Origin of the sequence: Streptomyces composti (genome assembly GCF_012034205.1) — a bacterium.
Classification (GTDB): domain Bacteria; phylum Actinomycetota; class Actinomycetes; order Streptomycetales; family Streptomycetaceae; genus Streptomyces; species Streptomyces composti.
The window spans coordinates 104,505-129,983 of the sequence record NZ_JAATEM010000020.1 but is presented as its reverse complement, the minus strand read 5'-3'; the positions used below and the strand labels follow the sequence as shown (position 1 = coordinate 129,983).

General features: G+C 73.9%; 22 protein-coding genes. 14 read left to right on the top strand and 8 right to left on the bottom strand.

Going from position 1 to position 25,479, the window contains the following annotated elements; genetic code table 11:
- Positions 1 to 201: 201 nt before the first annotated feature.
- The 8 genes from bdeA to HCJ93_RS17920 all read left to right on the top strand — a co-directional run bounded on the left by bdeA (position 202) and on the right by HCJ93_RS17920 (position 11,067).
- Positions 202 to 1,116 carry a bis(hydroxyethyl) terephthalate hydrolase gene (gene bdeA, locus HCJ93_RS17955; RefSeq protein WP_167996737.1) on the top strand — a complete coding sequence of 305 codons (915 nt, stop codon included), beginning with the start codon at positions 202 to 204 and terminating at the stop codon, positions 1,114 to 1,116.
- Positions 1,117 to 1,325: 209 nt separating this feature from the next.
- The gene (locus HCJ93_RS17950) at positions 1,326 to 4,322 is read left to right on the top strand and encodes a helix-turn-helix transcriptional regulator (protein WP_167996736.1); all 2,997 of its coding nucleotides are present in this window, start codon (positions 1,326 to 1,328) and stop codon (positions 4,320 to 4,322) included.
- A gap of 140 nt (positions 4,323 to 4,462) precedes the next feature.
- On the top strand, positions 4,463 to 5,713 hold the full coding sequence (locus tag HCJ93_RS17945) for a PucR family transcriptional regulator (RefSeq protein WP_167996735.1): 1,251 nt from the start codon (positions 4,463 to 4,465) through the stop codon (positions 5,711 to 5,713).
- 412 nt (positions 5,714 to 6,125) lie between these two features.
- On the top strand, positions 6,126 to 6,911 hold the full coding sequence (locus tag HCJ93_RS17940) for an ABC transporter ATP-binding protein (RefSeq protein ID WP_167996734.1): 786 nt from the start codon (positions 6,126 to 6,128) through the stop codon (positions 6,909 to 6,911).
- Positions 6,908 to 7,711: an ABC transporter ATP-binding protein gene (locus tag HCJ93_RS17935; RefSeq protein WP_167996733.1), complete on the top strand. Its 804-nt coding sequence runs from the start codon at positions 6,908 to 6,910 to the stop codon at positions 7,709 to 7,711. Before HCJ93_RS17940 ends, HCJ93_RS17935 begins: the two co-directional genes overlap by 4 nt.
- On the top strand, positions 7,708 to 8,604 hold the full coding sequence (locus HCJ93_RS17930) for a branched-chain amino acid ABC transporter permease (protein WP_167996732.1): 897 nt from the start codon (positions 7,708 to 7,710) through the stop codon (positions 8,602 to 8,604). Before HCJ93_RS17935 ends, HCJ93_RS17930 begins: the two co-directional genes overlap by 4 nt.
- Entirely contained in the window at positions 8,597 to 9,784 is a 1,188-nt protein-coding gene (locus tag HCJ93_RS17925; RefSeq protein ID WP_309141433.1) for a branched-chain amino acid ABC transporter permease, read from the top strand. The genes HCJ93_RS17930 and HCJ93_RS17925 overlap by 8 nt, the downstream gene beginning before the upstream one ends.
- On the top strand, positions 9,781 to 11,067 hold the full coding sequence (locus HCJ93_RS17920) for an ABC transporter substrate-binding protein (protein WP_167996731.1): 1,287 nt from the start codon (positions 9,781 to 9,783) through the stop codon (positions 11,065 to 11,067). Before HCJ93_RS17925 ends, HCJ93_RS17920 begins: the two co-directional genes overlap by 4 nt.
- A gap of 95 nt (positions 11,068 to 11,162) precedes the next feature.
- On the opposite strand, the gene HCJ93_RS17915 is transcribed toward HCJ93_RS17920, so the two are convergent.
- Together HCJ93_RS17915 and mgrA are read right to left on the bottom strand one after the other, a co-directional pair.
- Positions 11,163 to 11,642: an MSMEG_6728 family protein gene (locus HCJ93_RS17915; RefSeq protein WP_167996730.1), complete on the bottom strand. Its 480-nt coding sequence runs from the start codon at positions 11,640 to 11,642 to the stop codon at positions 11,163 to 11,165.
- A gap of 98 nt (positions 11,643 to 11,740) precedes the next feature.
- Positions 11,741 to 12,784, bottom strand: a complete 1,044-nt coding sequence (gene mgrA, locus HCJ93_RS17910; RefSeq protein ID WP_167996729.1) for an L-glyceraldehyde 3-phosphate reductase — start codon at positions 12,782 to 12,784, stop codon at positions 11,741 to 11,743.
- 246 nt (positions 12,785 to 13,030) lie between these two features.
- On the opposite strand from mgrA, the gene HCJ93_RS17905 reads away from it, so the two are divergent.
- Positions 13,031 to 13,600 carry a snapalysin family zinc-dependent metalloprotease gene (locus HCJ93_RS17905; RefSeq protein WP_167996728.1) on the top strand — a complete coding sequence of 190 codons (570 nt, stop codon included), beginning with the start codon at positions 13,031 to 13,033 and terminating at the stop codon, positions 13,598 to 13,600.
- Positions 13,601 to 13,745: 145 nt separating this feature from the next.
- Here HCJ93_RS17905 and HCJ93_RS17900 read toward each other — a convergent pair whose 3' ends face one another.
- From HCJ93_RS17900 to HCJ93_RS17885, 4 genes are all read right to left on the bottom strand, one after another.
- The gene (locus HCJ93_RS17900; RefSeq protein WP_167996727.1) at positions 13,746 to 15,068 is read right to left on the bottom strand and encodes a lipase family protein; all 1,323 of its coding nucleotides are present in this window, start codon (positions 15,066 to 15,068) and stop codon (positions 13,746 to 13,748) included.
- A 205-nt stretch (positions 15,069 to 15,273) separates the two neighbouring features.
- Positions 15,274 to 16,437: a S1 family peptidase gene (locus tag HCJ93_RS17895; RefSeq protein WP_167996726.1), complete on the bottom strand. Its 1,164-nt coding sequence runs from the start codon at positions 16,435 to 16,437 to the stop codon at positions 15,274 to 15,276.
- A gap of 173 nt (positions 16,438 to 16,610) precedes the next feature.
- Complete coding sequence (locus tag HCJ93_RS17890; RefSeq protein ID WP_167996725.1) at positions 16,611 to 17,579, bottom strand: hypothetical protein; 969 nt, start codon at positions 17,577 to 17,579, stop codon at positions 16,611 to 16,613.
- A gap of 232 nt (positions 17,580 to 17,811) precedes the next feature.
- A complete protein-coding gene (locus HCJ93_RS17885; RefSeq protein WP_167996724.1) occupies positions 17,812 to 19,122 on the bottom strand; it encodes a cation:proton antiporter in 1,311 nt (436 codons plus the stop codon).
- A gap of 271 nt (positions 19,123 to 19,393) precedes the next feature.
- Between HCJ93_RS17885 and HCJ93_RS17880 the strand changes: the two genes are divergently transcribed.
- The 3 genes from HCJ93_RS17880 to HCJ93_RS17870 all read left to right on the top strand — a co-directional run bounded on the left by HCJ93_RS17880 (position 19,394) and on the right by HCJ93_RS17870 (position 21,631).
- Positions 19,394 to 19,774 carry a hypothetical protein gene (locus HCJ93_RS17880; RefSeq protein WP_167996723.1) on the top strand — a complete coding sequence of 127 codons (381 nt, stop codon included), beginning with the start codon at positions 19,394 to 19,396 and terminating at the stop codon, positions 19,772 to 19,774.
- A gap of 78 nt (positions 19,775 to 19,852) precedes the next feature.
- On the top strand, positions 19,853 to 20,938 hold the full coding sequence (locus HCJ93_RS17875; RefSeq protein ID WP_167996722.1) for a GNAT family N-acetyltransferase: 1,086 nt from the start codon (positions 19,853 to 19,855) through the stop codon (positions 20,936 to 20,938).
- A 105-nt stretch (positions 20,939 to 21,043) separates the two neighbouring features.
- Positions 21,044 to 21,631, top strand: coding sequence for a DUF2269 family protein (locus HCJ93_RS17870; RefSeq protein WP_167996721.1), 588 nt, complete (start codon positions 21,044 to 21,046; stop codon positions 21,629 to 21,631).
- Between the two features lie 147 nt (positions 21,632 to 21,778).
- On the opposite strand, the gene htpG is transcribed toward HCJ93_RS17870, so the two are convergent.
- Positions 21,779 to 23,677: a molecular chaperone HtpG gene (gene htpG, locus HCJ93_RS17865; protein WP_167996720.1), complete on the bottom strand. Its 1,899-nt coding sequence runs from the start codon at positions 23,675 to 23,677 to the stop codon at positions 21,779 to 21,781.
- A 79-nt stretch (positions 23,678 to 23,756) separates the two neighbouring features.
- On the opposite strand from htpG, the gene HCJ93_RS17860 reads away from it, so the two are divergent.
- A complete protein-coding gene (locus HCJ93_RS17860) occupies positions 23,757 to 24,230 on the top strand; it encodes a MarR family winged helix-turn-helix transcriptional regulator (RefSeq protein WP_167996719.1) in 474 nt (157 codons plus the stop codon).
- 101 nt (positions 24,231 to 24,331) lie between these two features.
- Complete coding sequence (msrA, locus tag HCJ93_RS17855; RefSeq protein ID WP_167996718.1) at positions 24,332 to 24,844, top strand: peptide-methionine (S)-S-oxide reductase MsrA; 513 nt, start codon at positions 24,332 to 24,334, stop codon at positions 24,842 to 24,844.
- Between the two features lie 76 nt (positions 24,845 to 24,920).
- Here msrA and HCJ93_RS17850 read toward each other — a convergent pair whose 3' ends face one another.
- A complete protein-coding gene (locus HCJ93_RS17850) occupies positions 24,921 to 25,394 on the bottom strand; it encodes a carboxymuconolactone decarboxylase family protein (protein WP_167996717.1) in 474 nt (157 codons plus the stop codon).
- Between the last annotated feature and the right edge of the window lie 85 nt (positions 25,395 to 25,479).

Genomic DNA, 25,479 nt, shown 5'->3' with positions numbered 1-25,479 from the left:
GGGGGCGGGCGCGAGCCGGCCGGCGCACGAGACCGGTGATATTGCCGATCCCCCGCGATCCCTTCCTCTCCGACAGTGGCACCGCCAGCCCATCGGCGGCGCCCCCGGCCGGCGCACGGACGCAGCATGCGTGCCGCGCACGCATCCCGTCTCCCTGCCCGGCCGGCGGGCGGTCCGCTGTCACAGAGAGGACCACTCGTCGTGCAGCGATTCCCCCACAGCAGCAGCGGCCTTCGCAGCAGGATCTCCCGGCGGTTCGCCGGGCTCGCCGCCGCCACGGCCGCCGTCGTCGGCCTCACGACCCTCACCGGGCCCGGTGCCCAGGCCGCCGACAACCCCTACGAGCGCGGCCCGGCCCCGACCGAGTCCAGCATCGAGGCGGCACGCGGCCCGTACGCCGTGTCGCAGATCTCCGTCTCCTCGCTGGCCGTCAGGGGCTTCGGCGGGGGCACCATCTACTACCCGACCAGCACCGCCGACGGCACCTTCGGCGCGGTCGCCATCTCACCGGGCTTCACCGCCTACGAGTCGTCCATCGCCTGGCTCGGCCCGCGCCTGGCCTCCCAGGGCTTCGTCGTCTTCACCATCGACACCAACACCACCCTGGACCAGCCCGACTCCCGCGGCGACCAGTTGCTCGCCGCACTGGACTACCTCACCCAGAGCAGCGCGGTCCGCAACCGGATCGACAGCAGCCGGCTCGGCGTGATGGGCCACTCCATGGGCGGCGGCGGCAGCCTCGAGGCCGCCAAGGACCGGCCGTCCCTCAAGGCGGCCATCCCCATGACGCCGTGGAACCTCGACAAGACCTGGCCCGAACTGAGGACACCCACCCTGATCTTCGGCGCCGACCTCGACACCATCGCCCCCGTCGCCACCCACGCAGAGCCCTTCTACAACACGCTGCCGTCCTCGCTGGACCGGACGTACATCGAGCTGAACAACGCCACGCACTTCGCGCCCAACACGTCCAACACGACGATCGCGAAGTACAGCATCTCCTGGCTGAAGCGGTTCATCGACAACGACACCCGCTACGAGCAGTTCCTGTGCCCGCTGCCCCGGCCGAGCCTGACCATCGAGGAGGCCCGCGGCAACTGCCCGCACACCTCCTGACCCGAACAGCCGGGGGCGGTCCGTGCACGGCGCGGGCCGCCCCCGGCGCTTGTGCGCGTGCACCGCCGCGGGCGGGCCCGCTTGGGCGGCGGCACACACTTGGGCGGCCTCTTCGCGGCAAAAGCCCCTGGTGAGGCGGTGGTTGAAGGTTGTCCCGACAGTGGACGCGCGCCTTCCGCCTCTCGTTACGCCCCAGTAACGTCGCGGGAATGACCGGACAGACGACGGGACAGACGACGGGACTTTCGACACCGGGAACCGCCTCGCTCGCCCGCCGCACGGGATCACGGCGGCAGGCCCTCGCCGAGGTCCTGGACGGATCGGGCACCGGCGGGGTCCGAGTGGTGACCGGCGAGCCGGGCTGCGGCCGCACCGCCTTCCTCCGCTCCGCCGCCCGCTCCTTCACCGCCGGACCGGCACGCCTGGTCAGGGCCGACCCGGCTGGCTCCCGTCAGCGCCTCAGCGGTCTGCGCACCCTGCTCCGTGCGATCGGAGCCGACCCCGCCTGCGTACGCGACGACGGATCGGCGGGAGAGCGGCTGCTCGACGCGCTGCGCACAGCGGCCTCCGGGGCACCCCTGCTGATCTGCGCGGACGACGTGCACCTCTGGGACCCCGCCTCACGGACCGCCCTGGGCGGCGCCGCCCGGCGTGTGCAGGCGGAGCCCGGCGGGGTGGGGCTGCTGATGACCGTGCCCGGGCACCGGCCCGCAGGCCGGGAGTTCGCCGGCCTGCCCGTGCTGCGCCTCGGCCCGCTCGACGCGGGGGAGGCGTCCCGTCTGCTCGACGAGCTGACCGGCGGTGCGGTGGCGCCCGCGATACGCGACGAGTTGCTGCGTGAGGCCGAGGGCAACCCGGCGCTGCTGCGGGCCATGGCCCAGCGCCTGACCCCCGCCCAGCTCTCCGGGCACGCCCCGCTGCCGCGTCCCCTGGCCGACGCGGAGATCCTCACCACGCTGGTGGGCGGTCACCTGGCCGGACTGACCCGCGAGCAGGCCGATGTGTCGCTGACGCTGGCGGCGGCTCTGCGGGCCACGGGCGAGCCGGACGCGGAGGCGGATCTCGTGCGGCGTGCGACGGGCCGTCCCGACCCTGCGTCGGCGACGGCCACGGATCCAGCGGCCGGTGAGCAACCGGAGAACGCTGAGCTGCCGGAGACGCTCCTCGAGGCGGACGGGCGCATCCGCTTCCGCAGTGCGCTGATCGGGAGGGCGGTGTACGCCGCCGCCCCGCCCGAGCGGCGACGGGCCGCGCACCGGGCGCTGGCCGGTCTGTCGGCCGAGCCGCACGGCATCCCGGCCCTGCTGCACCGCTCGTGGTCCGTCCCGGAGCCCGCGTCCTCGCTCGCGGACGAGCTGGCCGGTGCCGCCGCCTCCGACGCCTCGGGCGCATCTCCCGCCCTTCGCAGCAGGGCCCGCGCGCGGGCGGCCGAGCTGACACCCGACCACGCCGAGCGCGCTCACCGGTACACCGCCGCGGCGGAGCTGGCGCTGCTCGCCGGCGACCCCGCGGAGGCCTTGCGGCTGCTCGACGCCGCCCGCAGCCCTGCCCTTCCCGTCGCCGTGCGCGGCCGCGCCGAGCTGCTGCGGGGGACCGTACTGCTGGGCGACGGTCCGGTGGACGACGCCCGGGAATCCTTCCTCCTCGCCGAGCGGCTGCTGTCCGCCGCCGGCCACCCCCAGGAGGCCGACACGGCCGGCCTCGGTGCGGCCAACGCGGCCTGGGCCGCCGGCGACCTGCCCGCCTGCCTCCTGGCCCTCACCCCCGAGGGCGCCGCGCCCCCGCTCCTGCGCGAGCACGAAGTCCCGGTCCCCGTGGGCCGTCTGGCGAGACCCGGCGCGGGACACAGCGGCACGTCGGATCACGGGTCCTCCCGCTTAGCCACCCGCCCCGGAGCCCGCACCCCCACTCCTCCCGGCCCCGCCCCGTGCCGCTCCGATTCCGCCGCTCACCTCCGCGATCACCTCGACGGCATGCGGGCCGTGCTGCTGGGGCGGTTCGATCTCGCCGGGGCCTCGCTGGGGCGGGTCGTCGAGCGGGGGCGGCCCGCCGACGAGCCGGAGCGGCTGCTGCGGGCGGCCGCTGCCGCGTTGATGCTGGGGGACGTCACGGGTGCCCGGCGGGCCGGGGCGCGGGCGCTGGCGGCGGTGCGCACGCTCGGGGCCGCGGCGCTCGAACCGCGGGCGCTGGAGTACCTGGCGTACGCGGAACTCCGTGCCGGGGAGCATCAGCTGGCGCGGACCCGGGCCGAAGAGGGGCTGCGCAGCGCGCGGCGGGCCGGCCAGCGCAACACCGAGGCCCACCATCACGCGGTGCTGGCGCTCGCCGCGTCGATCGAGGGCGAGAGGGACCTGGTCGCCGGGCATGTCGCCGCGGCGCTGGCGATCGCCCGGCGGCACGGGCTGGCGCAGGCCGCCACCCTCGCGCAGTGGGCGGCCGCCCGCGCCGACCTCGGTGCCGGCCGGCCCCGGGAGGCCGCCGACCGGCTCGGACCGCTGGTGCGCCCCGGTCCGCGCCGCGGCCACTTCGCGGTGTGGATGCTGGCCGTCCCCTGCTATGTGGAGGCCGCGGCCCTCGCCGGACGGCCGGAGCACGCTCGGACGGTGGTGGAGGACTTCGCCGTGTGGGCCGCCTGCGGCGCCGACCCGCAGGCCCCCGCCCAACTCCTGCGCTGCCGCGCCCTCCTGGCCGGCCCGGAGCGGGCCGACCTGCTGTACCGGCGGGCCCTGGACCGGCACGAGGAGAGCGCCGGTGACTTCGAACGCGCCCGGACCGCCCTGCTGTACGGCATGTGGCTGCGGCGCAGGCGGCGGCTGAGGGAGGCGCGGGAGCGGCTCGGGGAGGCGCTGATGGGGTTCGAACGCTGCGGTGCCCACCTGTGGGCGAGGCAGGCGGGCGCGGAGCTGCGGGCGGGCGGTGCGGCCCCGGCCGCCGGGACGGGGGAGACACCGGGCGCGGGGACGGCGGATCTGGGAGCGCTCACCCCGCAGCAGCTGCGCATCGCCCGGTACGTGGCCCAGGGCGCGACCAACCGGGAGGTGGCCCTGAGTCTGTCCGTGAGCACCCGCACGGTCGACTACCACCTGCGCAAGGTGTTCGCCGCCCTGGGGGTCCGCTCCCGGGTCGAGCTGGCCCGGCTGGTCGACCAGGCGGAAAAGACTGGTGCACGGCTCGAGCGGGCGGAAAAGACTGGTGCACGGCTCTAGGGACCGACCGGACGGTATGCCATCCTTCGGGGCAGGACGAGTCAGGTGGCGACCGGCCCACGGGCTCCGTGACCGGCAGGAGCCGGAGCGCGGACCGCCGGGGGCGCCGCCCGGGAAGCCGACCCTGGGGGAGATGCGCGATGCAACACGCCGTACGGCCACGGACCCTGCTTCGCCCCGGAGCCACGCCCGCGCCCGCGCGCCGCACCTCGCGCATGCGGTCGCTCATCGACGCCGAGGCGCTGCGCGTCCTGCACAGCGCCGCCCGCGCCCTGCTGAACGACCTGCCCCAGCTCACCGACCGGCTGGTGGCCGCACTGCAGGAGCAGGAGCCCGCCTACCGGGCGGCGGTGGAGTGCGACGCCACCGGCGTCTGGCAGGAGGCGCACCGCTCCCTGCGGCACAGCGTCTCCTCGCTGCTCGACCCGCGCGGCGCCCGGGACGCCGCACGCCGCTGCACCTGGCGCATCGGAGCCACCCGCGCCGAACAGGGCATGCCGCTGGACGCGCTGCTGCACGCCTTCCGGCTCGGCGGCTCGCTGGTGTGGCAGGGCCTGGTCGAGGAGACCTCACGGACCGCACCGGAGGACGTGCGGCTGCTGGTGCATGTCGCCTCCGACGTGTGGGACTTCGTCGACGACCACTGCACCCTCCTGGCGGACGCCTACCGGCAGACGGAGAGACAACTGGCCTGGAAACGGGAGAACAGAGTGCGGCTGCTGGCCGGGGCACTGCTGGACGGCACCAGCCGGATCGCCGACCTGCCGGAGGCGGCGCAGGCGCTGGGGCTGCCCGAGCAGGGCCGCTACGTGGTCGTGGCCGTCGCCGGTGGTGCCGGCGCACAACTGCTGGCCGAACCGGATGTGCGCGCGCACTGGCACCCGGGCGTGGACGCGGACTACGGCATCGTGCTCGTCGAGGAGGGCCGGGAGCCGCGGCTCGCCCCGGAGCAGGAGCGGGGGCCCGGTGCGCGGGTGGGGGTCAGCAGCGCCGTCGAGGGACTGGCCGCGGTCGGTGAGGCGCGCCGGCTGGCGGACACCGCGCTGGCGCTGTGCCCGGAGCAGGGAGGGGTGATCCGGCTGACCGAGCATCTGCCCGCCGCGCTGGTGGTCACCGCCCCGGAACTGGGCACCGCCCTCGCCGACCGCCTTCTCGGCCCGCTCGCCGGACTGGAACCGTCCGACGCGGAGGTGCTGCTGGACACCCTGGCCACCTGGCTCGCCTGCGACGGTTCGGCCCAGCGGGCGAGCCGCCGCCTGTACTGCCACCGCAACACCGTGCTCAACCGGCTGCGCCGCTACGAACAGCTGACGGGCCGCTCCCTGTCCCGCCCGTCCGACCTCGTCGAGGTGAGCCTCGCCCTGACGGCCCGGGGCCTTCTGCGCCCCTGACCCCGGGCGCCACGCGACCCGGCCGGACTCCGGCCGTGCGCCTCGGACCCCGGCCCGTCCCCGGTTCCTGCGCCCCGAACCCGGCCCCTGCGACTGGTTCCCCGGCCCGTCTCCGGCTCCTGCGTGTCGTTCCCCGGCCCGTCCCCGGTTCCTGCGTGTCGTTCCCGGCCCGCCGCTGAACCGGACCGTCAACAGCCCCCTGCGCGGCCGCCCGGGACGCCCCGTTCGCGGAATGCGCCGCTCCGCCCGCCTGGGCAGCCGCACAACCCCCGCACCCCGGCGTTGGTCGGGCGCAGCGAGCCGGGACCGCCGGGTGTACCGGACCGGTGGCCGCGTGCTGTCGTGAGCTGCCCTCCCACCGAACTCACCCCCGAAGTCGTGCCGTCGTGCGGCACGGCCCCGAGGAGCCGTGATGCCCGAAGCACCACCGGACGAGCCGTCCGCCCTGCACATCGAGGACGTCGATGTGACCTACGGGCGCGCCGTGTCCGCCCTGCGGTCCGTGTCCCTGACCGTGCCACCCGGATCCGTGGTGGCCCTGCTCGGCGCCAACGGGGCCGGCAAGACCACCCTGCTGCGCGCCGTCTCCGGGACACTGCGCCTGCACCGCGGCGCGGTCACCGCGGGCCGCATCCGCTACGGAGACACCGTGCTGGACGGCAAGGACCCCGTCGCCGCGGTGCGCGCCGGAGTCGTCCAGGTCCCGGAAGGGCGGCGGGTGTTCCCCGGGCTCAGCGTCGAGGAGAACCTCCGCAGCGGCGGGCTCGGCCTGGCCAGGCGAGGACGCGCCGAGGCACGGCAGGCGCGGGAGCGGGTCTTCAGCCTGTTCCCCCGGCTCGCCGAACGCACCCACCAGGCGGCCGGTCTGCTCTCCGGCGGAGAGCAGCAGATGCTTGCCATCGGCCGCGCCCTGATGGCCGCACCCCGGCTGCTGCTCCTGGACGAGCCGTCACTCGGCCTGGCACCGCAGATGGTGCACCGGATCGCCGAGGTGATCCGGGAGATCAACGCCCAGGGCACCGGCGTCCTGCTGGTCGAGCAGAACGCCGGCATGGCGCTCTCCCTCGCCGACCAGGCACACGTCCTCGAGGTCGGCGAGGTGCGCCTGTCCGGACCCGCGGCCGAACTCGCCCGCACCGACGCCGTACGCCGCCTCTACCTGGGGGAGACGGCCGAGGACGACCAGGGGGCCGCGTGAACGACCGCACCCGCAAAGCCCCGCCGGTGCTGCAGGTCCGGGACGTCACCGTGCGGTTCGCCGGGCTCACCGCCCTCGACGCCGTCTCCTTCACCGTCGCACCCGGCTCGCTGCACGCCGTCATCGGACCCAATGGAGCCGGGAAGTCGACCTGCTTCAACGTGCTCTCCGGCCTCACGCGCCCCGCCTCCGGCACGGTGACGCTCGGCGAGCGGGACCTGACCCGGCTCGCCCCGCACCGCATCGCCGCGCTCGGCGTGGCCCGGACCTTCCAGAACATCGTCACCACCCACGGCACGGTCGCCGACAACCTGATGCTCGGCCGCCACGCCAGGTCCCGGGCCGGCTTCGCCGCCAGCGCCCTGCGGCTGCCGGGCGCCGTGCGAGAACAGCGCGCACACCTGGCGAGGGCCCGCGAGATCGCCGAACTCACGGGCCTCGGGCCGCACTTCGACAGCCCCGTCCACCTGCTGTCGTACGGCGACCGCAAACGCGTGGAACTGGCCCGCGCGCTCTGCCTGGAGCCCCGTGTGCTGCTGCTCGACGAACCCGTCGCCGGGATGAACGCCGCCGAACGCGCCCGCACCGCCGCCGTCATCGGCACCCTGCGCGCCGAACTCGGCCTGAGCATCGTCCTGGTGGAGCACGACATGGGTCTGGTGATGCGGCTCGCCGACGAGGTCACCGTCCTGGACTTCGGCCGCACCATCGCCCACGGCACACCCGACGAGGTGCGCCGCGACCCGCAGGTGCTGCGCGCCTACCTCGGCACCGGAACCGAAGAGGAGGGCGCGGCATGACCGGCTTCCTGGACAACGTCCTCAACGGCCTCGCCCTGGGCGCGGTCTACGCACTGGTCGCCCTCGGCTTCGTGGTCATGTTCAAGGCCTCCGGCGTCCTCAACTTCGCCCACGGGTCCGTCCTGCTGCTCGGCGGCTACCTCATCGCCGTGCTCCACGACGACCTGGGCTTCGCCGGCGCGCTCGCCCTGGCCGTCCTGTCCACGGCCGCGCTCGCCGGCGCCCTCGACCGGTTCCTGCTGCAGCGCGCCGGACAGGACGAGCAGGCCGCCCACATCCAGACCATCGCCACCATCGGCATCGACATCCTGATCTTCACCGACCTGGCCCGCCGGATCGGCGGCGACCTGCTGAGCCTGGGCGACCCGTGGGGCGACGCGGTCACCGAACTCGGCCCGGTCACCGTCGCCGACAGCCGGCTCGCCGCGATCGCGGTGTCCACCGTGGTCATCGCCGCCGTGTTCGCCCTGTTCCGGTTCACGCCGTGGGGACTGTCCCTGCGCGCGGCGGCCGAGGACCTGGAGGCCGCGGCGCTGATGGGGGTCAGGCTGCGCCGGGTGCGCGCCCTGGCCTGGTGCCTGGCCGGCGGGCTCGCCGCGCTCGCCGCGGTGTTCCTCGCCGCGTTCCCGGCGCCCGGCCTGGAACGCACCACCGGCCAGATCGCCCTGCACGCCTTCCCCGCCGCGATCCTCGGCGGACTCGCCTCCCCGGTCGGCGCCCTGGCCGGCAGCCTGCTCATCGGGCTGACCGAGGCGCTGGTCGTCGGCTACGAGTCCGACCTGCACGTCCTCGGCGACGGCTTCGGCGAGGTCGCCCCCTACGCGGTGATGCTGCTCGTGCTCCTGGTGCGGCCCACCGGGCTGTTCGGCGCGAAGGGAGCGGCCCGTGTCTGAACGTCTCCTCGGCCTGCTCCGGGGCCGCCCCGCGCGGACGCTGCTGCTCGCCGTCCTGCTGTGCCTGCCGCCCTTCTACCTGGACGCCTTCTGGCTGCGCATCGGCCTGTTCTCCATGGCCGCGGCGATCGGCGCCGTCGGGCTCTCCCTGCTCAGCGGCACCGCCGGCCAGCTCTCCCTCGGCCATGCCTTCTTCCTCGCCATCGGCGCCTACGGCTACTCCTACCTGGCGTCCGACCCCGGACCCGGACTGCCGCCGGCCCTCGCCGCCTGCTGCGCGGTACTGCTCGCCGGGGCGGCGGGAGGGCTGTTCAGTCCCGTCGCCGGCCGGGTCAAGGGCATCTACCTGGGCATCGCCACGCTCGCCCTGGTGTTCCTCGGCCACCATGTGCTGCTCACCTGGGACTCGGTCACCGGCGGCTTCAACGGCCGTTCGGTGCCGCCGCTCACCCTCGGCGGGTTCACCTTCGCCGCCTCGGATCCGGAACTCGTCGTGCTGGGCGTGCCGTTCGGCGCCGAGGAACGCCTGTGGTACCTGGGCCTGGCGCTGTTCGCGTTCACCTGGTTCACCGCCGGGGGCCTGCTGCGCGGGCGTCCGGGACGCGCGCTCGCCGCCCTGCGGGACAGTGAGACCGCGGCCGCGGTGATGGGCGTGGACGTCGCCCGCCACCGCGCGGCGGCCTTCGTGGTGTCCTCCATGTACGCCGGTCTCGCGGGCGTGCTCCTGGCGCTCGCCTTCCGCCGGGTGGTGCCCGACTACTTCTCGCTCGCCCTGTCCATCGACTACCTCGCCATGATCGTCATCGGCGGGCTCGGCTCGGTCGCCGGAGCCACCGCGGGCGCCGTGTTCGTCACCGCGCTTCCGCTGCTGATGACCCGGTACGCCGACCAGCTGCCCCTGGTGACCGCCCCCGGCTCGGCCGAGGGCTCCCTCGGCCCCACCGAGGCCGCCCGCTACCTCTACGGCGCCGCGATCGTCCTCGTCCTGCTGTACGCCCCCGACGGTCTGCACGGACTGGCCCGCCGGGCCCGCGCCCGCCTGGCACGCCGCAGGACCCCGTCCGGCGGTCGGAACCCCGCGGCCTCCGCATCCGCCACCTCTGCCCCCTCGTCCGCCTCCCCGTTCTCCCCGGCCGAGCCGGCCGCAGCTGCCCCACGATCCAAGGAGCACACCCCGTGAACACCACGACCCCCAGGCCCCGCACCCGGCGCCGCACCTCGGGAACCGTCCTCGCCGGCGCCCTCGCCCTGCTGCTCGCGGTCTGCGGATGCAGCTCCAAGGCCGACGGCGGTGACCAGGGCGGCGACGCCGCCGACGGCGTCCGCACCGGGCCCGGCGTCAGCGCCGACACCATCAGGCTGGGCGCCCTCACCGACCTCACCGGCCCCTACGCCACCCTCGGCAAGTCCATCGTGCAGGCCCAGCAGATGTGGGCCGACGAGGTCAACGCCAAGGGCGGCATCTGCGACCGGAAGATCGAGATCGTCGTCAAGGACCACGGCTACGACGTGCAGAAGGCGGTCACCGCCTACGCCGACATCTCCGCGGACATCGTCGCCATGCCGCAGGTCATCGGTTCCCCCGTGGTGTCCGCGCTGCTCGACGACATCGAGCGCGACAAGGTGCTCACCTTCCCGCAGGCCTGGGCCGCCTCCCTGCTCGGCAAGGACTCCGTGCAGGTGATCGGCACCACCTACGACATCGACATGATCGCCGCCGTCGACTTCCTCACCCGCACCAAGGGGCTGAAGAAGGGCGACAGGATCGGGCACGTCTACTTCGAGGGCGACTACGGCGCCAACGCCTTGGAGGGCTCCACCTGGGCGGCGAAGAAGGCCGGCCTGACGGTGGTGGGCCAGAAGATCCAGGCCACCGACACCGACCTGTCCGCGCAGGTCTCCGCGCTGCGCAAGGAGGGAGTCAAGGCCGTCCTGATCAGCGCCGGACCCGCCCAGACCGCCTCCCTGGTCGGTGTCGCCGCCTCCCGCGGCCTGCGGGTCCCCGTCGTCAGCAGCGCCCCCGGCTTCGCGCCCCAGCTGATGAAGACGCCCGCCGCGCCCGCGCTGGCGAAGCTGCTGCACATCGTGAGCGCCGCACCCGCGGTCAGCTCCGACCTGCCCGGGGTGCAGCGGATGGTGAAGGAGTACCGGAAGAGGTACCCGGACTCGCCCGTCGACTCCGGCGTGCTCTCCGGCTACAACGCGGCGCAGCTGATGGGCGCCGACCTGGAGAAGGCCTGCAAGCAGGGCGGACTGAGCCGCGAGGACGTGGTGAAGGCGCACCGCTCGCAGAAGAACGCGGACACCGGGCTCGGCACCCCGCAGGACTTCTCGGACGTCGACCGCCCGGCGAGCGTCGAGACGTACGTCCTCAAGCCGGACGCCAAGGCGGTGGGCGCCGTGGTGAACGCGGAGGACGCGCACGCCGCACCGGGCGTGCAGGAGTATCTGTCCGCCCGCTGACCCGCTGACCCGCTGACCCGCTGACCCGCCGACCCGTGGCCGGGGTGTCGCCCTGCGCGGCACCCCGTGCGCGGCCCGTCACCGGGCGTGCGGGGTCAGGGCACGACTTCGGGATCGCGGTCGGAGGCCGGCCAGACGTAGGGCAGGTCGTCCGGCACGTCCGGAAAGTGCCCGGCGTAGGTGTCCGGGTCCTTGCGGAGCAGGGCCGAGCGGTGACTGCGGTGGAAGGACTCGTCCCCCAGCCACGGCGGCAGCTCACCGGCCCGCGCCAGCTCCCGCTGGTCACGCACCCGGATGCCGGGCCGGGCCGCGGCGAGGTCGGCGACCAGCGTGGCCGCGCAGCTGTCCTGGTGTCCCTGCTCGCGCCAGATGCGGCAGACCTCGAGCCCGTAGCGCACCAGGGCCTCCTCGTATCCGGTCCACATGCGCACCGCCGGATGGCGGCGCCAGCCGTAGCCGGGCACGATCAGGCCGCGCAGCACCTGGATCGCCTCGACGCGCTGCTTGCCGAGCCGGCGCCGGTCGAGGACCAGCGCCGACTCGGCGAAACCGGGATACGGCAGGAATGTCTGCATGGGACGATCCGTGTTCCCCGTCCGCCCGGGCGCACACCCGCCCGGGCCGGCGCGCCGCACACACCGTGCGGGCCGGGCCGCGGCACGTCCCGCACGCGTCAGCCCAGGGTGCCCAGGCGGGCCTCGCGCCACAGGTCGACGCCGCCGTCGGTGGCGTACTTGTCGATCTCGGCCAGCTCCTCGGCGGTGAAGTCGAGGTTCTCCAGCGCGGCCACGTTCTGCTCCAGCTGCTCGGTGCGCGAGGCGCCGATCACCAGCGAGGTGACCCGCGGGTCGCGGAGCGCCCAGGCCAGCGCCATCTGCGCCAGGCTCTGCCCGCGCCGGGCCGCGATGTCGTTCAGGGCGCGCAGCCGCTGCCGCATGTCCTCGGTGAGCCACCCCGGGTCGAGCGACTTGCCCTGCGCCGCCCGCGAGTCCTGCGGGATGCCCTCCAGGTAGCGGTCGGTCAGCAGGCCCTGGGCGAGCGCGGTGAAGCCGATGACGCCGAAGCCCTCCTCCTGGGCGACGTCGAGCAGGCCCTCGGTCTCGATCCAGCGGTTCAGCATGTTGTACGACGGCTGGTGGATCAGCAGCGGTGTGCCCAGGTCGCGCAGGATCGCCGCGGCCTCACGGGTGCGCTCGGCGTCGTAGGAGGAGATGCCCACGTACAGCGCCTTGCCCTGGCGGACGGCCGTGTCCAGCGCGCCCATGGTCTCCTCCAGGGGCGTGGTGGCGTCCAGGCGGTGCGAGTAGAAGATGTCGACGTACTCCAGTCCCATCCGCTTCAGGGACTGGTCCAGCGAGGCCAGCAGGTACTTGCGGGAGCCGCCGCCCTGGCCGTAGGGGCCGGGCCACATGTCCCAGCCCGCCTTGGTGGAGATCACCAGCTCGTCGCGGTAGGGGGCCAGGTCCTGCTTCATCAGACGGCCGAAGTTGATCTCCGCGGCGCCGTAGGGCGGGCCGTAGTTGTTGGCCAGGTCGTGGTGGGTGATGCCGAGGTCGAACGCGCGCAGGGCGATCTCGCGCTGCGTCTCGAACGGCCGGTCGTCGCCGAAGTTGTGCCAGTAGCCGAGGGACAGCAGGGGCAGGTCGAGTCCCGAGCGGCCGGTCCGGCGGTAGCGCATGGGGCCGTCGTAGCGCTCGGGGCGGGCGACGTGGTTCATCGTGTTCGGTCTCCGTGGTGCGGTTCGGGGTGTCCCGTGGGATCGTGTGTGACCCTGGCCCCACAGTGCCCCCACATGATCAGGAAGTCCAACCGATCCTTCCCATGAGATTCAGCAGCGCCGCTTCTGAATCAGTGCCGCCTCCCATCGCTGCGGACCGGAATGACGGATTGCCGGTCCCTCCGCACGGGCACGGACGCAGCGAGTGGCATGAGCACGACTGCCCTTCCCCACAGGAGGTCGATCATGCGGATCCGTTCCCTGACCTGCGGTCTTGCCGCGGCGGCGATGGTGTCGCTGCCACTGGCGGGCGGCCCCGCCGTGGCCGTTGGACCCGGCGCGGCGCCCCAGGCCGCCCCCGCCGCCCGGGTGCTCACCTACGACGCGAGCGGTGCCGCGGAGTTCCGCTCCGCGGTGGACCGGGGCGCCGCCGCCTGGAACGAGAGCGTCGACTCGGTCGAACTGCGCCCGGCTGCCTCCGGGCAGCGCGCGGACATACGCGTCCTCGCCGACAACGGCTGGCCGCGCGCCGTCCCCGGCTCCCTGGGCACCGGCACCGTCTACATCGGCCGCCAGGCCGTGGAGCAGGGCTACCACACGGTCCGCATCTCGGCCCACGAGCTGGGTCACATCCTGGGCCTGCCCGACCGCAAGCCCGGCCCCTGCTCCAGCCTGATGTCCGGTGCCAGCCCGGGCCCCGGCTGCACCAACGTGCATCCGGACGCCTCGGAGCGTGCCGAGGTCGAGGACAACTTCAGCGGTGCCGCCCGCACCGCCCCGGCGGCCGGCGCGCTCGCCGGCGCGGCCCTGGACTGACGGCCGCCCCACCGCGGCCCGGACCGGCCGGGCCGCCCGCGCACGGGAGGCCGCCCGGCCGGACGAGGAGGCCCGCCCCGCGTGTCGCGTGGGGCGCGCCTCCCGCGCCTGCCGGCGGCCCGGTGAGGGCAGGGGCCGTGCGGGGTCAGGGCTGATACGGCATCGTGCGGCAGTTGGAGGTGGCCGGTTCGCCCCTGAGCCGGGCCGTGAGCCACGAGATGGCGTCGCCCTGGTCGGTGAGCAGCGGGGCCAGGTGATTGGTGAGGATCTTGTCGCCGAGGTTCGGCAGCCGGACCGCCTTGTAGGTGACGTCCGCGCCCCGCTTGCACCAGTCCACCGCGAGCCGGCGCGCCTGGGCGTGCGGAACGATGTCGTCCTGGACGCCCGTGACCAGCCGGACGGGGCCCGTGGGCCGCAGGGTGCCGAGGCGCTGCTCATCGAGGACCGCCTGGGCGCGCGGCTCGCCGGCGATGACTTCGGCGACCGACTTGCCGCTCGTGGTCCACTTGGTGCTCTTGGTGAAGCCGTAGCCGAAAACGGCGTCCCCGACGCAGGTGGTGGCGATGTCCTTCAGCGCGGCCCGGCCGGTGGCGTTGACATGCCGTTCGGCGACCTCGCGCATGTCGGGATAGGCCTGCACGAAGCCGTTGATCGACCAGCCGAGCGCGGCCGCCAGCGCGCTGCCGTCGATGCCCTTCATCACCTCGGTCAGATCGGCGGGCGGCGCACCGCTGTAGGTGCCGGCCAGCTCGATCTCGGGGGCGTAGGTGCGGTGCAGCTCGGCGGCGGAGGCGCTGGCGCCGCCGCCCTGGCTGTAGCCGTACAGGCCCACCCGCGAGGCGGCCGTAACGGAGGCGCCGGGCACCGAGCGTGCGGCCCGGGCGGCGTCGAGCATGGCGCGGCCCTGGTCGACGCGGTTGACGTAGGTGTGCACCCGGTCGGTGGCGCCGAGGCCCACGTAGTCCGTGACGACGACGGCCGCCCCGGTGGCCAGGATGCGGTAGATCGCCAGGTTCTCGTAGGCGACGGACACGGTCTGCCCGTTGAGCGTGAGCGGGTGCTGCAGCGCGAGCGAGGGTGCGCACTGGTCACCCTGGCCCATGGTGCCCGAGCCGACCACCACCAGCGGGCGGGGGCCGCCGCCCTTCCAGCGCGCCGTCGGCTCGATGTAGGCGCCGGTCACCGCGACCCGTTCACCGGTCGAGGCGGTGGAGGTGTACATCAGGCGGGTCGCCGTCCCCGGCAGCGGGCGGCCGTCGAGGCCCGGCAGGCTCAGGCCCAGCGGCAGCGGCTCGTGCCGGACCAGGACGCCGTTGCCGGAGGGGAGGCCGGCGGGCGGGGTGTAGAAGGCGGGGATGGTCACGCCCCGGGAGACCACCGGATCGCTCGCGGCGGCGGCCGGGGCGGTGGCGCAGACACAGGCGGTCGTGGCGACGACGGTGGTCAGCACGGTGCTGATGCGGCTCACGGCTCACTCCTCGCTCTGCTCAGGAAGGTGAACCGGAAACTAGCACTGCTCACTTACCGCCGGTAACACCCGTGTGAGTTACGGCGCGGTAACTCTTTGCGGGGTGAACGGTCCCCGGCGTCCCGCGCACACGGAGGCGGAAGCGGGCCCCGCCGTCGCGTCGGCGGGGCCCGCTCGAGGGCCGGAGGTGTCCGGTGCGGTGCGATCAGGCGGTGTGCAGGGTCAGCCCGTAGCGTCCGAGGATCTCGTTGACCGGCTGGAACCAGGTCTCGCCGCCGCCGGAGCAGTTGCCCCAGCCGCCCGAGGTGACGCCCTGGGCCTGGTCACCACTGATGAACGAGCCGCCCGAGTCGCCCGGTTCGGCGCACACGCTCGTCTTGGTCATCTGGTGCACCGCCCCCTGGGCGTAGTTCACCGTCTCGTTCTTGGCCAGCACGGTGCCGCAGTGCCAGTGGGTGGTCGAACCCGAGCGGCAGATCGAGGCGCCGACCGGTGCCTCGGCCGAGCCGCGCACCAGCTGGTCCGGGACGGTGCCCCAGCCGAGCACCACCGGGACCGTCCACCAGCCGCTGCCCACGTTGACCCAGGCGTAGTCGTTGTCCGGGAAGGACGAGCCCTGGAAGTCGCCGATGTACGAGCCGTCCCAGCCGCGCACGGCGGCGCCCGCGCCTCCGCAGTGCCCTGCGGTCACGAAGCCGCCGTGCACCGAGAAGCCGATGGAGCAGCGGACGTTGCCGGTGTAGTACGGGTCGCCGCCCACGGTGCCCGCCGCGAGGGTGCGGGCGGCGGCCGGCACGGTGCGCACGGTGACCGGTCCGGCCTCGCGCGCCGCGGCGAGGAATCTGCGGACATCGTTGTCGGAGCGCTTGTTCTTCACGACGTTGACGACCACCGCGTTGGCGGCCGGGTCGACGGACCAGCTGCTCACGCCCGCGGGGGCGTCGAGGCGGTCGATGCGAGCGCGAGTGGCGTCCAGGGTGCGCGCGCTGTGCTCCACGGTGCGCACGGTGACGCCGGAGGAGCGGAGTCTGCGTACCGTCGCCTCGCCGGCGTCCTCGGTGACGGCGACGGTCAGTCTCCCGGTCCGGGCGTCGAACCAGTCGCCGCCGTAGGCGGAACCGGCGGTCCTGCGGGCCTTCGGGGCGAGTTCGGTGGCGCGGCGCTCGTCGGCCAGGCGCTCCTCGGCCTCGGTGCGGGTCAGGCCGAGGTCGCGCTGCATCGCCTCGACGAGGCCGGCGGAGGCGACGGGGGAGGAGGTGGGGGAGTCGGCCGCGTCCTGCGCGGAGGCGGGCAGGGTGCCCGCCGCGGTCCAGCTGCCGAGCAGCAGGAGGGCCGCCACGCAGGCATGCGTGAGTCTGGTGCGTCTCATGGAAGAAGCCCTTCGTCGTTCCAGCGAGGTGGGGTGGAACAACCGAGGTCTGAGAGCGCTCTCACTCGAGTGGGGCAGAGCGTAGCGGCTCTGCGTCGTCAGGTCCATGCCAATGAAGGGCTGAATGTTCCGGAGGGACGGGGCGGTTGTGTCCGCTCACGTCCGCTGCCCGCTCATCTCGCCCGCGCGGCGAGCCGTTTCGCCTCCCGGGCGGCCTCCTTCGCCTCCCGCACGGCGCGGTCCAGGGCGTCTGCGGCCGCACGCGCCTGCCGCTCCGCCTCACGCCGCTCGTGCTCGGCCCGCTCCAGCTCCGCACGCGCCGCACCGAGGTGCTCCTCCAGGTCGGCCACGCGCCGCTCTGCCTCACCGCACCGCTCCCGCGCCTGCTCCGCGGCCGTCTCGGCCGCCGCATGCTCGTCGCGCCGTTCCCGCGCGCGCTCCTCGGCGGCCTCGGCCGTCTCGGCCGCCGCGCGGGCCTGCTCCTGGCGCCGTCTGCGCCGCTCGGCCAGCTCGTCCCGCTTCGCTGCCGGGGAAGCGGTGCTCTCCGACGGGGACTGGGACGGCCCGGACGGGCGCCGTTCCGAGCGCTTCGAGGTGGCGGCCCTGCCCGTGCCGCCCCCGGTGACGGCGAACTCCGCGGGCGGGGTGAGCGCGGTCTCCAGACGGCCCTGCGCCCAGCGGTCGGCGGCCTGCGGATCGGCCAGCACGGCCCGCAGCGTCTCCTCCAGGTCCCGCTGCACCGAGTCCGACAGCGGGTGCCCCGCGTCCCTGGCCAGCCCCGCCGCCTGCCGGGACAGCTCGGCGACGATACGCCGCCGCTGCGCCGACAGCTCCCTCAGCCCGGCCGGATCCAGGGTGCTGAAGGCCTCGCGCAGGGCCCGCCCCAGCTCCAGGAACTGCTCCGCCTCCTCGGGCCGCGAGCGGCGCAGCAGGTTCGCCGCCCAGGCGGCGAGGGTGGGCCGGCGGGCCGCCCGGATGCGCCGGGCGTCGTCGGCCCGCCCGGCCGACCGGGCCTCGGCGGCCCGCTGCTCCCGCCGGGGCACGAAGCCGGACGGCGGCAGCGCGTACAGCTCGTCGAGCACTGCCTCGACGTCGTCCTCCGCCGCGCCCTTCGCGCCCTGCCGACCGCCTCTGCGCCCCATGATCCCCAGACTCCACCGAGCGGGGCCCCGCCGCACGCCGGGCAGCCCACGCCGGGCTGCGCTCGTGCCGGTGGTACTCCCGTCGTGGCCGGCCCCTTCCGTCTGGCAGATGCCCGCGCGCCGGACTCCGCCGGGCCCGCTGAACGGGCGCCGCCGGAAGCCACGAGATCCGGAAAGAGGGGTCAGGACCGTGAGATGCGGACGCCCGCGAAGGACAGCTCCGGCGCCGGCCCTACAGCCGCTCTCCCGCCACCTCGTCCTCGTCCGGCTCCGTTCCCTCCCGGCCCGCCCGGGCGCGGTGGAGGCGCAGCCGGTCGAGGCGGGCGATGACGGGGGAGGCGGAGACACCGTGCAGGGCCACGGAGGTCAGCACCACGAAGGCCACCACGGCCCACAGCTCCTCGGCCGCCACCCCGAAGCCATGGGTGCCGAGGGCGTGGGCGAGGTAGAACAGCGAGCCGATGCCCCGGATGCCGAAGAGGGCGATGACCGCCCGCTCGCGGAAACCGGCCGCCGTGCCCCACTGGGCGCACCAGCCCGCCAGGGGCCGTACCACGCACAGCAGCAGCACTCCGACGGCCGCACCCTGCCAGGTCAGCGGCATCAGACCGCCCTGTGCGACGAACACCCCCAGCAGGAACAGCAGCCCGGCCGTCAGCAGCCGTTCCACCTGCTCCACGAAGTCGTGGAGCACCATGTGGTAGCCGTGGGCGTGCTCGGCCGCGCGGATGCGGTAGGCGGTGACGAAGACGGCCAGGAAGCCGTAGCCGTGCACCAGTTCGGTGACCCCGTAGGCCAGGAAGGTCGCGCCCACCGCGACGAAGCCCTCGCTGTGCTCGGACAGCCGCAGAGCCTGCTTGCCGGCCCGGAAGAACAGCCAGCCGAGCAGAGCGCCCAGGGCGAGACCCGCGGCGATGCCGGCCGCGGTCTTGTAGAGCACGTCCGTCAGGACCCAGTGGGTGAGCTCGCCCCCGGTCACGGTGCCGCCCGCTGCGGCCAGCGCGGCGGCGCCGAGCACGAAGGGGAAGGCGAGCCCGTCGTTCAGCCCCGCCTCGCTGGTCAGCGCGAAGCGCACCTCGTCCTCGTCGTGCTCGGAGTCGGTCGGGGCGCCCACACGCACCTCGGAGGCGAGGACCGGGTCCGTGGGCGCGAGCACCGCGGCCAGCAGCAGCGCTGCGGCCACCGGCCAGTCCAGCAGTCCCCGGGCGAGCGCGGCCACGGCCGCGACCGTCAGCGGCATGGTGATCCCCAGCTGCCGCCAGGTGGCCCGCCAGCGCAGCCGGCCGAAGGGCCGGTTCAGGGCGAGTCCGGCACCCATCAGCGACACGATCACGCACACCTCGGTGAGGTGCTCCACCCACACCCGGTCGGCCACCGGGTCGATCTCCGGCAGGGGCACCCCCGGCAGCAGCTGGATGCCGACACCGCAGAGCAGGAACACCAGGGGCAGGGACAGCGGGCGTCCCGCCACCAGCCGGGGCACCACGGCCGCCGCGAGGGCACCGAGACCGATCAGGGCGAAGAGAAAGTCAGGCATGGTCACGGTTCCCATGTGCCCTGGCCCGCCGCCGGCACGCGAGGGTGCGACGGGAATCCTCGCGGCACCCGGACGTGCCGTGCGGAAGCAGGGGATCCGGTGTGAGACATGAGGTCCCGGAGGACCATCGAGCCCAGGGCGGGGGGAGTGGGCCGCGTTGCGGGGTCCGGGCCTTGACGGGGCGGGACACGCTCGGCGGTACTGGAAGGCGCGCCGGGTTCGTCGGGGGGCTCGCCCGGCGCGAGGACGGCCTCGTCACCCCCCTCTGGAGGTGACCGTGCGGCGACGACGGGCAGCGGCGGTGGTGCTGCTGGCCTCGGTGGTGCTCCTGTTCCTCCGACTCCCGGCGCCCGCCACGGCCGACGCCGGCCCCGCGTCCGCCGCCCAGACCCGGACGGCTCCACGGGAGGCGCTGCCCGAGGGCGCCGGTACGCCCGCCCCCGGCGAGCCGGACGCCGCCGCTCACCGCCCCGTCGCCCGGTCCGCGCGGACCGCCGCCGTCACCGCGGTCCCCCGCCCGGCCGAGGGCTCCCGCCACTTCACCGGCGGCACTCCCGCCGGCCGGTCCGCCGCCGTACCGTCCGCCGGAGACCCACCACGCCCCGCACCGGGCGGGACGGCCCGCGCCGCCGTCGTGCTGCAGACCTTCCGCTGCTGAGCGGACAGGTCCTGGCGGCGCGCCCCCGGCGCCTGCCTCCGTACCCCGGCCACCTCCCACACCACCCAGGAGACCCGCATGCCTGACAAGGGTGTCGTCATCGTGCGTCCCGACGAACTGGGCCCCGCCGAACACAAGACGTGGAGACTTCTGCGGGCCGAGGGCGACGCTCCCGAGAACCCGTTCCTCGACCCGGTGTTCGCCACCGCGGTCGGCCGGGTCCGGCCCCAGGCCCGCGTGGCCGTGCTGCAGCAGGACGGCACACCGGTGGGCTTCTTCCCCTACGAGAAGGGCCCGTTGGGCCACGGCAGGGCCATCGGCCTTGGGGTGTCGGACAGCCAGGGCGCCGTACTGCGCCCCGGCATCCGTCTCGACCCGCGCCGGCTGCTCGCCGCCTGCGGCCTGGCGTCCTGGGAGTTCGACAACCTGGAGGCGGGGCAGCGTCCCTTCCTCCCGCACGCCGCCGAGGCGCTCGCCGACCCGGTGATCGACCTCGACGAGGGCTACGAGCAGTACGCGGCCCGGCTGCGCCGCACGTCCTCCGGCTTCCTCCGCCAGACCCGGGCCAAGGAACGCCGGCTCGCCCGGCAGACCGGCGAGGTGCGGTTCGAGTACGACTGCCGTGACCCGGACGCGCTGCGCGCGCTCAAACGGTGGAAGTCCGCCCAGTACCGGCGCACCGGCCGCCGGGACCGGTTCGCCCAGCCGTGGATCAACGGGCTGGTGGACCTGCTGGCGCACGGCGACGCCCCCGACTGCCGCGGGCTGCTCTCCGTCCTGTACGCGGGGGACCGGCCGGTGGCCGCCCACTTCGGACTGCGCTCGCCGACGGTGCTCTCCTGGTGGTTCCCCGCCTACGACCGCGACCACGGCAGGCACTCGCCCGGCTCGATCCTGCTGCTGCACCTGCTCAGGGCGGCCGCCGCGGACGGCGTCCGGATGGTCGACCTGGGCAGCGGTCCCGCCCGCTACAAGGACACCCTCAAGACCCGTGAGCTGCGCGTGTACGAGGGCGCGGTGATCCGGCCGGGGCCGGCCGGCGCCGTCTGCTGGCTGGGCAGGGAACCGGCGCGGGCGGCCCGCCGCGTGGTGCGCAGCCACCCCCGGCTCGCCCGCCTGGCCCGGCGGACGCTGGAGCAGGCCGGCCGGCTGCGAACGGGCTGATCACCGCGGAGCAGCCGGGCGGGCGGCGCGTACGCCCAGCCCGGTACGCGGGGTTACTCCCGCCGCCGGACGCCTGCGGCGCGCCCGCCCGGCACGGTGGTGCACATGAAGCCACTGACCGAACCGAAGCAGTCTCCGCAGGCGCGGACGTCCGCCGGGCCGAGGCTCGGCCGCCGGGCGCGCCGCACCTTCCTCGTGGTGCACGTCGTGGCCGCGGCGGCCTGGCTCGGGCTCACGCTCGGCCTGCTGGCCCTCGGCATCACCGCGGCCACCACCCGCGGTCCGGCCATGACCGAGGCGGCGCTGCGGGCGATGAAGCTGTTCGCCGACTGGCTGCTGCTGCCGCTGGCCCTGCTGACCCTGGCCAGCGGCCTGGTGCTCGCACTCGGCACGTCGTGGGGCCTGGCCCGGTACCGCTGGGTCTGCACCAAGTTCTGGCTGACGCTGGGCACCACCACCGCGACGGTCTTCGCACTGCGGCCGGGGGTGAACTCCGCGGTGGCGGCGGTCGCCGCCGGGCAGCCGCTGCCGGACGCCGGCGACGTCCTGTTCGGGCCTGCCGTATCGCTGTCGGCGTACGTGTTCATGACGGTGATCTCCGTCCTGAAGCCCTGGGGCCCGACCCGCCGCGGCCGCCGGCTGCGCGCCGCCGCCACGGCCCGCCGGCCTCGGAGGACGGTCCCGGCCGCCTGAGCCTGCGGAACTTCGAGGACGCCGGAGAGGGGGCGGGGCGGCCGGATGCGAACCGGCGTCCTCCGGGCTGCAGTCACGGCGCACTGCCTCCCGGCCACGACCCCGCCCCTGGCCGGCGACCGTACTCCCCGGGGAGTACGGGAGTTGTCACAGCGTCCGCTGCAGACGCTCCGCCGCCAGCTTCACGAAGCGGCCCGGGTCCTTGGGCCGGCCGCCCTCGGCCACCACGGCCAGGGCGTGCAGCAGCTCGGTGGTCTCGGCCAGTTCCGCCTTGTCCTCGCGCTCCTTGAAGGCGCGGTTGAGGCCCTTCACCAGCTCGTGGTCCGGGTTGAGCTCCAGGATGCGCTTGGTGTGCGGTACCTCCTGGCCCATGGCCCGGTACATGCTCTCCAGCGCCGGGGTGAGGTCGTCGGCGTCGGCGACCAGGCAGGCCGGGGACACCGTCAGACGCGACGAGAGGCGCACCTCCTTGATGTCCTCCTCCAGCTGCTCCCGCATCCAGCCGAGCAGGCCCTCGTACTCCTCGGCCCGCTTCTCCCGCTCGCTGTCCTTCTTCTCGTCGTCCTCGGAGCCGAGGTCGATCTCGCCCTTGGCGACGGAGCGCAGCCGCTTGCCCTCGAACTCGCCCACCGCGTCGACCCAGACCTCGTCCACCGGGTCGGTGAGCAGCAGCACCTCGACGCCGCGCTCGCGGAAGGCCTCCATGTGCGGGGAGTTGTCGATGGTCTGCCGGGACTCACCGGTGACGTAGTAGATGTCCTTCTGGCCGTCCGGCATCCGCTCCACGTACTGCTTGAGCGTGACCGTGCGGTCCTCGGACCTGGTGGTGGCGAACGAGCAGACGGCGAGCAGCGCGTCGCGGTTGTCCGGGTCGACGACCAGGCCCTCCTTGAGGACCGCGCCGAACTCCCGCCAGAAGGCGGCGTACTTCTCGGCGTCGTTCGCCATCATGCTCTTGACCGAGGAGAGCACCTTCTTGGTCAGCCGGCGCTGCATCATCCGGATGTGCCGGTCCTGCTGCAGGATCTCGCGGGAGACGTTCAGCGAGAGGTCCTGCGCGTCCACCACGCCCTTGACGAAGCGCAGGTACGGCGGCAGCAGCTCCTCGCAGTCGTCCATGATGAAGACGCGCTTCACATACAGCTGGACGCCGCGCTTGAAATTCTGCGTGAACAGGTCGTGCGGGGCGTGCGCGGGGAGGAACAGCAGGGCCTGGTACTCGAAGGTGCCCTCGGCCTGCAGCTGGATGATGTCCAGCGGGTCGCGCCAGTCGTGGCTGATGTGCTTGTAGAGCTCGTGGTACTCCTCGTCGGACACCTCGTCGCGGGAGCGGGCCCACAGGGCCTTCATCGAGTTGAGCGTCTCGGGTTCCGCGTCCTTGTCTCCCTCGCGCTTCTCGCCCACCAGCCGGATCGGCCAGGTGATGAAGTCGGAGTAGTGCTTGACGATCTCCTTCAGCTTCCACACCGACGTGTAGTCGTGCAGCTGGTTGTCCGGGTCGGCCGGCTTCAGGTGCAGGACGACCGAGGTGCCCTGCGGGACGTCGTCCACCTTCTCCAGGGTGTAGGTGCCCTCGCCGCGCGACTGCCAGCGGGTGCCCTGCTGCTCGCCGGCCCGCCGGGTCACCAGCGTGACCTCGTCCGCCACCATGAAGGCGGAGTAGAAGCCCACACCGAACTGGCCGATCAGCCCCTCGGCGTTCGCGGAGTCCTTCGCCTCCTTCAGCTCCCGCAGGAACTCGGCGGTGCCCGAGTTGGCGATGGTGCCGATGAGGTCGCCGACCTCGTCGTAGGACATGCCGATGCCGTTGTCCCGCACGGTGAGGGTGCGGGCGTCCTTGTCGACCTCGAGCTCGATGTGCAGGTCGGACACATCGGCGTCGAGCGAGTCGTCCCGCAGTTTGGCCAGCCGCAGCTTGTCGAGCGCGTCGGAGGCGTTGGAGACGAGCTCGCGGAGGAAGACGTCCTTGTTCGAGTAGACCGAGTGGATCATCAGCTGGAGCAGCTGACGGGCCTCTACCTGGAACTCAAACGTTTCGGTCGGCATGGTGCGCCCTTACCTCACAGGTCCATGGGGTGACGTGCGTCCTTTGACATAGGTATGAAACCATACCTATTGTGCCGGAGTGACCGACTCGACCAGTGCCACGGGCCGGGAGCTCGACCGCACGGCCTCCGGCCTCGCGGCCTGCCTGCCCGCGCTGTCCCGGGCCCTGGACCGCCGGCCCGCCGGCCACCCGCACCCCCGGCCGCCGGACGGCCAGCTCGCCCTGCTGCGCTTCGTGGCGGGGCGCGAGGGCGCCACCGTGCGCGAGGCGGCCGAGGCACTGCTGATGAAGCCCAGCAATGTGAGCGCGCTGGTCTCCCGGATGACCGAGTCGGGGCTGCTGGAGCGGCGGCAGGACCGCTCCGACCGGCGCGTCGCCCATCTGTATCCGACCGCCGCGGCCCGGCGCCGGCTGGCCGAGGTGCGCGACCAGGAGACCGCCCGGATCAGACAGGCCCTTTCATCCCTCAGCGACGGCGAGATCGGGGCCCTCGCATCCGCGGTGGGGGCGCTCGCCGCGCTCACCCGCCACCTGGACTCCTCCGCCCGCTGACCCCGGGGGACGGCGCCGATGATCATGGCTGGAACAATCATGCCTCCGGTGGGGTTGACCCCGTTGAACGGTCGCCGACGCGCACGCTGGGAGAGGACGAGATGACGAGGACCGAGGAGAAGGCGCTGCTGGCAGGCGGCTGCTTCTGGGGCATGCAGGAGCTGATCCGCTCGTTCCCGGGCGTGATCTCCACACGAGTGGGGTACAGCGGTGGTGACGTTCCCAACGCCACCTACCGCAACCACGGCACCCACGCGGAGTCGATCGAGATCACCTACGATCCGTCCGTCACCGACTACCGCACGATCCTGGAGTACTTCTTCCAGATCCACGACCCGACCACGAAGAACCGGCAGGGCAACGACATCGGCCTGAGCTACCGCTCGGCGATCTTCTACTACAACGACGAGCAGAAGCGCATCGCCGAGGAGACCATCGCCGACGTCAACGCCTCGGGGCTGTGGCCCGGCGAGGTCGTCACCGAGGTGTCGCCCGCCGGCCCCTTCTGGGAGGCCGAGCCCGAGCACCAGGACTACCTCCAGCGCTACCCGGACGGCTACACCTGCCACTTCGTGCGGCCCAACTGGAAGCTGCCCAAGCGCAACGCGTCCTGACCGCGGCCGCAGCCGCCGGCAGCACGGAACGCCCCGCGCCCATGCGGACGCGGGGCGTCGTGGTGCGTGCCGGGGGTCAGTCGAACTGGCCGACCCGGTAGTTGCCGCCCGGCAGCCGGTTGATCACATTCAGCCGGTTGTAGGTGTTGATGATCGCGATCAGCGACATCAGGGCGACGAGCTGGTCCTCGTCGTAGTGCTTGGCCGCGTTCTCCCACGCCTCGTCGCTCACGCCTCCGGAGGCGTCCGCCAGCCGGGTGCCCTGTTCGGTCAGCTCCAATGCGGCGCGCTCGGCCTCCGTGAAGACCGTGGACTCCCGCCAGGCGGCGACCATGTTCAGGCGCAGGGCGCTCTCCCCGGCAGCGGCGGCCTCCTTGGTGTGCATGTCGAGGCAGAAGCCGCAGCCGTTGATCTGGCTGGCGCGGATCTTCACCAGCTCCTGGGTGGCGGCCGGCAGCGTCGACTCCGAGACCGCCTTGCCCGCGGAGTTGATGTGCTTCAGTACCTTCGCGCCGAGGGCGTTGGAGAAGAGATCGACTCGAGCATCCATGATGATCTCCTTGGTCAGCTGGTCGGTTACGCCCTACTGACGGAGCGGCGCCGGGCGGTGTGACCGGCTGCGGATGTGAGGTGCG

Coding starts and splice junctions, on each gene's coding strand:
- HCJ93_RS17950 (WP_167996736.1), top strand. CDS start 1,326: ATGACCGGACAGACGACGGGACAGACGACGGGACTTTCGACACCGGGA.
- HCJ93_RS17945 (WP_167996735.1), top strand. CDS start 4,463: ATGCAACACGCCGTACGGCCACGGACCCTGCTTCGCCCCGGAGCCACG.
- HCJ93_RS17940 (WP_167996734.1), top strand. CDS start 6,126: ATGCCCGAAGCACCACCGGACGAGCCGTCCGCCCTGCACATCGAGGAC.
- HCJ93_RS17930 (WP_167996732.1), top strand. CDS start 7,708: ATGACCGGCTTCCTGGACAACGTCCTCAACGGCCTCGCCCTGGGCGCG.
- HCJ93_RS17915 (WP_167996730.1), bottom strand. CDS start 11,642: ATGCAGACATTCCTGCCGTATCCCGGTTTCGCCGAGTCGGCGCTGGTC.
- mgrA (WP_167996729.1), bottom strand. CDS start 12,784: ATGAACCACGTCGCCCGCCCCGAGCGCTACGACGGCCCCATGCGCTAC.
- HCJ93_RS17905 (WP_167996728.1), top strand. CDS start 13,031: ATGCGGATCCGTTCCCTGACCTGCGGTCTTGCCGCGGCGGCGATGGTG.
- HCJ93_RS17895 (WP_167996726.1), bottom strand. CDS start 16,437: ATGAGACGCACCAGACTCACGCATGCCTGCGTGGCGGCCCTCCTGCTG.
- HCJ93_RS17890 (WP_167996725.1), bottom strand. CDS start 17,579: ATGGGGCGCAGAGGCGGTCGGCAGGGCGCGAAGGGCGCGGCGGAGGAC.
- HCJ93_RS17875 (WP_167996722.1), top strand. CDS start 19,853: ATGCCTGACAAGGGTGTCGTCATCGTGCGTCCCGACGAACTGGGCCCC.
- HCJ93_RS17870 (WP_167996721.1), top strand. CDS start 21,044: ATGAAGCCACTGACCGAACCGAAGCAGTCTCCGCAGGCGCGGACGTCC.
- htpG (WP_167996720.1), bottom strand. CDS start 23,677: ATGCCGACCGAAACGTTTGAGTTCCAGGTAGAGGCCCGTCAGCTGCTC.
- msrA (WP_167996718.1), top strand. CDS start 24,332: ATGACGAGGACCGAGGAGAAGGCGCTGCTGGCAGGCGGCTGCTTCTGG.
- HCJ93_RS17850 (WP_167996717.1), bottom strand. CDS start 25,394: ATGGATGCTCGAGTCGATCTCTTCTCCAACGCCCTCGGCGCGAAGGTA.